Origin of the sequence: Kitasatospora sp. NPDC094019 (assembly GCF_044764505.1) — a bacterium.
Classification (GTDB): Bacteria; Actinomycetota; Actinomycetes; order Streptomycetales; family Streptomycetaceae; genus Kitasatospora.
In genome coordinates this window covers 16,585-22,612 of sequence record NZ_JBIWIF010000030.1, presented here as the reverse complement: position 1 = coordinate 22,612, position 6,028 = coordinate 16,585, and the positions used below count along the sequence as shown (strand labels likewise).

5 protein-coding genes are annotated in these 6,028 nt (G+C 75.2%); all 5 read right to left on the bottom strand.

Translation table 11 applies throughout. The annotated features are described in order from the left end of the window. Positions 1–4 precede the first annotated feature (4 nt). Complete coding sequence (locus ACIQ9P_RS37175; protein WP_402366341.1) at positions 5–1,003, bottom strand: TauD/TfdA family dioxygenase; 999 nt, start codon at positions 1,001–1,003, stop codon at positions 5–7. An 8-nt stretch (positions 1,004–1,011) separates the two neighbouring features. After that, positions 1,012–1,224 (bottom strand): MbtH family protein, encoded by a 213-nt coding sequence (locus tag ACIQ9P_RS37170; RefSeq protein ID WP_093862994.1) that lies wholly within the window; start codon positions 1,222–1,224, stop codon positions 1,012–1,014. 274 nt (positions 1,225–1,498) lie between these two features. Next, the gene (locus ACIQ9P_RS37165; RefSeq protein WP_402366262.1) at positions 1,499–2,683 is read right to left on the bottom strand and encodes a cytochrome P450; all 1,185 of its coding nucleotides are present in this window, start codon (positions 2,681–2,683) and stop codon (positions 1,499–1,501) included. Further along, positions 2,677–3,546 carry a thioesterase II family protein gene (locus ACIQ9P_RS37160; RefSeq protein ID WP_402366259.1) on the bottom strand — a complete coding sequence of 290 codons (870 nt, stop codon included), beginning with the start codon at positions 3,544–3,546 and terminating at the stop codon, positions 2,677–2,679. The genes ACIQ9P_RS37165 and ACIQ9P_RS37160 overlap by 7 nt, the downstream gene beginning before the upstream one ends. 254 nt (positions 3,547–3,800) lie before the next feature. Further along, entirely contained in the window at positions 3,801–5,774 is a 1,974-nt protein-coding gene (locus tag ACIQ9P_RS37155; RefSeq protein ID WP_402366256.1) for a non-ribosomal peptide synthetase, read from the bottom strand. Positions 5,775–6,028: the final 254 nt, after the last annotated feature.

Sequence of the window (6,028 nt, the reverse complement as noted above, 5' to 3'; positions counted from 1 at the left end):
GCCGTCACGCGGGGACGGCGGTGGTCGGGAGGACGGACGGCTCGCAGTCGAGGACGTCGACCGGGCGGCCCATCGCGACGGCGATTTTCCGGTCGCCGCGGTACGGGTCGCGGCCGTGCGCGCAGAGCACGTTGTCGACCAGCATCACGTCGCCGACCTGCCAGGTCTCCCGCACGGTCGCGGCCTCGTAGGCGGCGTTCAGCGCCTCGACGTCCTCGCGGGTGACCGGCTCGCGGTCGCCGAAGCCGGTGTTGAACGGCAGGCCGTCCGGGCCGAACTCCTCGACCATGGCCTCCCGGATGTCCGGGTCCAGCGACCACTCGTTCCAGAAGGCCAGGTGGTTGAACCAGACCTCCTCACCGGTGTGCGGGTGGCGGATGGTGGCCGGCCGCAGCTGGTCGGTGCGCAGGGTGCCGTCCTCCAGCCACTCCCAGGTGATGCCGTTCTCGCGGCAGTACTGCTCGACCTCGGCGGGCTCCTCGGTGCCGAAGGCGGTCCGCCACGGCAGCGAGACGTACTCCGAGTAGCTGCGGCCGAGGGTCCAGCCGGAGCTCCGGCCGCGCTCGGCCAGGTGCGGCGGCAGCCCGGCGAGGACCTTGCGGACGTCCGCGGTCGGGGTGGCGCCGCCCTCCTCCGGGGCGATCAGGCAGGCGAACAGCAGCCGGCCGGGGAAGGTCAGGGTGTAGCTGTTCTCGTTGTGCATCCGGATCGGCAGCGCGGCCGCCAGGTCCGTCGACGAGAACACGCCGTTGCCGAAGTCGCTGCGCGGGGTGGCCTTCTCCCGGTACGGGGTGGGCTCGGGGATCAGCACGTCCCGGACGGCGGCGACGTCCTCGGTGGCCGCGACCGGCAGGCCGCGCAGGAAGACCGTGCCGTGCTCGTGCAGGGCGGCGGTCAGCTCGTCCTCGTGCTCGCGCAGCCAGGCGCAGCCCTCAGCGAGGTCGGCGGCGGCCGGGACGTGGAGGAGGGCCGGACGGCCGGGGTTCAGCTCCCAGTTCAGCATGGCGACGCTCACCGGTTCCCGAGGCCGGCGACCAGCGAGGCCGGGCGGATGTCGGTCCAGTTGGTCTCGATCCAGTCCAGGCACTCCTGCCGGGGCGCCTCACCGTGGACGGTGGTCCAGCCGGCCGGCACGTCGATCCAGACCGGCCACAGCGAGTGCTGGTTCTCGTCGTTGACCAGGACCAGGTAGCCGGCGTTGTCGTCCTCGAACGGGTTGCTCACGGTGCTCTCCTCGGTGAGGTGGTGGCGGCGGTGCGGTGTGATTCGAAGGTAGGTGCGGGCCCGGGCCGGAAGCGGCACAAGGCCCGGCAGGTGAGCGGCAGTTCCGGGACTGCCGTCCTCCTGCGCGGGCCTCGGGCGCACACGGGGTGGGAACGGGGGGTGGGGCGGGGGTGGGACTGCGGCTGTGCGGAGTGGGAAAAGGGCTGGTCGTGGGGTGGTCGGAGGGGCTGGTCGGAGGGGCTGGTCGGGGCGCCGGGGCGGCGCCGGCGGGGCCTCAGCGCGGGGTCAGCCGGACCGGGAAACGGTCCAGGCCGAAGTTGATGATCGAGCGGTTGTACTCGACCGGACCGGCCGGTTCGATGGTCGCCGCCTTCTCCAGCGCCGCCGAGAACAGCGCACTCAGCTCGGCCTTCGCCAGCGGGGCGCCGATGCAGTAGTGGGCGCCCAGGCCCAGCGCCAGGTGCTTGTTGGGCGAGCGGTCGAGCCGGATCTCCTCCGGCGCCTCGAACGCCTCCGGGTCCCGGTTCGCCGACCACACCCAGACCGCGACCCGGTCTCCGCGCCGGATCTGCCGCCCGGCCAGTTCGATGTCCCGGGTGGCGGTGCGCAGCGTGTGCAGTCCGACCGAGGTCCAGCGCAGCAGCTCGTCCACGGCGGAGTCCAGGTCCACCTCGCCGCGCTGCAGCGCCTGCCAGAGGTCCGGCCGGTTCACCAGGGTGTGCAGCCCCATCGCGGCGGTGTGGCGGACGGTCTGGACGCCGCCGACGACGATGTTGTCCAGGTTGAGCACCACGTCCTCGACCGGCATCAGCCGCCCGTTGACCTTGTAGGTGGCCATCATCGAGATGAGGTCGTCCTTGGGATCGGTGCGCCGCAGCATCACCTGGTGCATCAGGTAGGGGATCAACTGCTGGTGCCCGGCCCGGCGTTCCTCCGGGGTGGCGCCCAGGAAGGCGACGTCGCAGACCCGGACCATCATGTCGCGGTCCTGCTCCGGCACGTCCAGCAGGTCGCACATGACGGCCAGCGGCAGCGCGGACACCACGTCGACGAGGTCGGCCTCGCCCTGCTCCACCGCCCGGTCGAACAGCTCACCGGCCCGTTCGGCGATCGAGCGGGAGGCCCCGCGCACGCCGCCCTTGGAGAAGAACGGGTTCGCGGGCGCCCGCAGTTCGCGGTGCTTGGGCGGGTCGGTGAGGGCCATCATCCGGCCCGAACCGACCGGCACGTTGCCGACGCCGGCGCCCAGCAGCGAGCCGGATTCAGAGCTGAACACGGCGGCGTTGCGCAGGACGTCGGCCGACTCCTTGTAGGTCATCACCGACCAGATCGGGCCGTCGTCCAGGCTGTCGGTGCGGTGCACGGGTGCCTCGCGGCGCAGTTCGGCGACCAGGGCCGGGGTCTCGGGGCTCGCCCACAGGGCGGGGTCGGTGAGGTCGACGGAAGTGGTGGTCACCATGACGGCTGCTCCTCGGTGGCGGTGGCGGTGCTGGCGGTGGCGCTGGTGGTGGTGGTGCTGGCGGTGGGGGCGGCCGCCGCGCGGCCGGACAGCAGGGAGGTCAGGAGGTCGACCGGGCCGGGCCGGTCGACGGTGGCGAGCAGGTGCCCGCCGGGCAGGATCCGCTGTCCGAAGGCGCCCCGGGTGTGGGCCGCCCAGCCGGTCAGGTCGGTGGTGGCGAGCATCGGGTCGTCGGCGCCGGCCAGCGCGTACAGCGCCGAGGTCAGCGGCGGGTGCGGCCGGTGGCGGTAGGTGGCGCTGACCGCGAGGTCGGTGCGGATGCCGCCGAGGGCGAGTTCCACCAGCTCGGGATCGGCCCGGACCAACTCCTCCAGACCGGTCAGCCGCAGGAGTTCGGCCGCGTCAAGATCCTTGGACTCGCGTTCGGCCCACTCGGACGGGGAGGGCGCGCCCGCCACCACCACCAGCTCGGGGCGACGGTCGGCGGGCAGCGCCCGGGCCACCTCGTGGGCGAGCAGGGCGCCGAAGCTCTGCCCGTAGAAGGCGGCCCGGCGGCCGGGGCCCAGGTGCGGGGTGACGGCCTCGACGACGGCGGCGGTGAGGGCGTCGAAGTCGGCGGGCATCGGCTCCCGGCTGCGGCCGCCGCGGGCCGGTGGGCGCAGCGCCCAGACCTCGGCGGCGGGCGCGACCGCCCGGGCCAGCGGGGTGAAGGCGGTGGCGTCGCCGCCGGCGTGCGGGAAGCAGAACAGCCGGACGGGTGCGGCGGGTTGGGGCGCGGGGAGGAGGAACCAGTCACCCTCGGCGCGCGGACGGCCGGGCGGGGCGGCGCGGCCGGGCGCGGGAGCGGTGGTGGGAGTCGACACCAGGGTCGAGGCGGGGGGCGAAGTGGGAGTCGAAGTGGGAGTCGAAGTGGGGGGAGCGCTGCGGACGGGCGGCGCGGTGGCGGCCGGACGCGGGCGGGCGGTGATCGGTGGCCGGGCGGTGACTGGTGGCCGGGCGGTGACTGGCGGGCGGGCGGCGGTGCCGCTGCCGGGGGGCGGTGGGGAGGTCGAGGAGGTCACGGCGGTCGGTGAGGTCGCGGCGAGCGGGGAGGTCGCAGCCGTCGGAGTGGCGGCGCTCATCGGACGGCCGTCCGGCGGGCGGTGAGGGCCGGGCGGGCGGCGGCCGGTCCGGCCTCGGTGGCGCGCCGCACGGCCTCGGTGAAGGCGGCCAGGTCCGCGGCGTCCAGCAGGTGCCGCAGCTGGAGCTCGACGTTCAGCTTCCGGCGCAGCAGGTGGACCACGCGCAGCGCGGCGAGCGAGTGGCCGCCGAGGGAGAGGAAGTCGTCGGCGGGCAGCACCTCGGGGACGCCGAGCACGGTCCGCCACACCTCGGCGACCTGCTCCGCCACTCCCCCGCCGGCCGCCCCCGGCTCCGCGGCGGGCTCGGCGGCCGGGACCGGCAGCGCCCGGTGGTCGACCTTGCCGTTCGGAGTGAGCGGCATCGCCTCCAGCACGGTCACGCCGGCCGGCACCAGGTGCGCGGGCAGGGTGCGGCGGAGTTCGGCCAGCAGCTCGGCGGCGACGACCGTCCCGGTGACGTAGCCGGCCAGGCGGGTGTCGCCGGGGGCGGGCTCGTGCACGGTCACCGCGGCGGCCGTGACACCGTCCAGCGCCGCCAGCGCGTGCTCGACCTCGCCGAGCTCGATCCGGAAGCCGCGCAGCTTGACCTGGCGGTCGACCCGGCCGACGTACTCCAACAGGCCCTCGGCGGAGCGGCGGGCCTGGTCGCCGGTGCGGTACATCCGGGCGCCGGGCGCGTCGGTGAACGGGTCGGCGACGAAGCGGCCGGCGGTCAGCCCCGGCTGCCCGGCGTACCCGTGGGCGAGGCCCGGTCCGGCGAGGTACAGCTCGCCGACCGCCCCGGCGCCGGTGACCGGCCGCAGCCGCTCGTCCAGCAGGTGGACCCGGACGCCGGGCAGCGGCTCGCCCAGGTGCGGGCCGGGGCCGGTGATCCGGGCGGTGATCGCGTCGACCGTGCACTCGGTCGGCCCGTACAGGTTGAAGGCGTCGACGCCGCCGTCCGCCAGCTCGCGCCAGGTACGCCCCGGCACGGGCTCGCCGCCCATGAACAGGCGCGGCACGGTGGCACCGGCCAGCTGCTCGCGCAGCAGCTGCCAGTGCGAGGGGGTCAGGTCGAGGTCGGTGACAGCGTGCTCGGCGAGCAGCGCGGCCAGCCGGGCCGGGTCGGCGCGCCGGGCGTCGTCGACGACCACCAGGGTGTCGCCCCGGCAGATCCGGATCCACTGCTGGACGGAGGCGTCGAAGGAGACGCTGGCGTTCCAGGCGACGACGGACGGCTCGGCCCGGTAGGCGCCGGCCTGCTCCAGACCCGCCGCGAGGTCGGCGACGGCGCCGTGCGGCACCTCGACGCCCTTGGGGCGGCCGGTGGAACCCGAGGTGTAGATGACGTAGGCGGAGTCCTGGGGGTCCGGGAGGAAGGCGTCGGCGTCCGTGCTCGCAGACACGGCGTCCGTGCTTTCGGGCGCGGCGTCGGGCGCGGCGTCGGACACGGCCTCGGACACGGCCTCGGACGCGGTGTCGGACGCGGTGTCGGGACGGAGCACCGGGACGCCGGCCGGGACGGGCGGGGCCGCCTCGGCGCTGACCACGGCGGCGAGCCGGGCGTCGGCGGCCATGAAGGAGATCCGCTCGGCCGGGTATGCCGGGTCGAGCGGGACGTACGCGGCGCCGGCCCGCCAGACGGCGAGCAGCGCGACCGGCAGGTCCAGGGTGCGGGCGAGGTGGACACCGACCTTGTCGCCGCGGCGCACGCCGGCGGCCCGGAGGGCGGCCGCGAGGGTGGCGGTGCGGCGGTCCAGGGCGGCGAAGTCGAGGCTGCCGTCGGCGGCGTGCACGGCGGGCCGGTCCGGGTGGGCGGCGACGGCGGCGCGCAGCCGGGCCAGCAGGTCGGCGGGGGCGGCGGGAGCGGCGACGACAGGGGTGGTGGCGGTCGGCTCGGCGAAGGTGGTCATGGCGGGGTACTCCTCGGTCTCGATGAGGTCGGACGGGGACGGCGGTGCGGGTCGAGCGCGGCGGGCGGGATCCAGCACGCCGAGCAGTGTCCAGCAGGTTGGACGAGGTCCTGCATGTTGGATTGCATGTCGCAAATCAGACCAGGTCCGGTAGATCAGGATCTGTCCAGCAAGCCGAATACGGTCCAGGCAGTCGATCAGGGTCCAGCCAGTCAGCGGTGGTGCGAAGTCATGGGGGTACGTCAGGGCACGGGACGGCGTCGGAGCACGGAGGGGTGGGGCCGGGCACCGGACAGCTGCCCGCGGTCGGGCACCGGCGCCACCCCTCGTCA

Excerpts from the sequence above, each read along its gene's own strand:
- ACIQ9P_RS37175 (WP_402366341.1), bottom strand. The coding sequence starts at position 1,003 with ATGCTGAACTGGGAGCTGAACCCCGGCCGTCCGGCCCTCCTCCACGTC.
- ACIQ9P_RS37165 (WP_402366262.1), bottom strand. The coding sequence starts at position 2,683 with ATGGTGACCACCACTTCCGTCGACCTCACCGACCCCGCCCTGTGGGCG.